Origin of the sequence: Candidatus Phycosocius spiralis (genome assembly GCF_030158815.1) — a bacterium.
Classification (GTDB): domain Bacteria; phylum Pseudomonadota; class Alphaproteobacteria; order Caulobacterales; family Aquidulcibacteraceae; genus Aquidulcibacter; species Aquidulcibacter spiralis.
Window position 1 is genome coordinate 1 of the sequence record NZ_BPFZ01000039.1, and the last position, 349, is coordinate 349.

A 349-nucleotide genomic window follows, 5' to 3' on the forward strand; every position below is an offset into this window, starting at 1 on the left:
CCGGCAAGCGGAACGCCTGGCCCCTTTGCCAATGGTGCCGCAAGTGGCAAGCAGGATGAGCAGGTTTCCTCCAATCTGGCGATGATCAATAGCTATAGCCAGGGCTCAAACTTTGGCAGCTACACGGTGCGCGGCGGCGATAGCCTGCAAAGCATTGCCCAAAACCTGTGGGGCGATAGCGGTCTTTGGTATAAATTGGCAGAGGCCAATGGCCTAAGCGGTACGTCGGCCCTGATTGAAGGCCAAACGCTGCGCCTGCCCGCGGGTGTGGTGCGCAACACCTATAATGCGTCCACCATCACGCCCTATAATCCGGGCGAAACCCTGGGCGATGTCACCCCCTCCACCC

General features: G+C 59.6%; 1 protein-coding gene. It reads left to right on the forward strand.

Features of this window, described 5'->3' with window-relative positions:
- On the forward strand, positions 1-349 hold a 349-nt coding region (locus tag PsB1_RS11795; protein WP_284361847.1), incomplete at both ends, for a LysM peptidoglycan-binding domain-containing protein.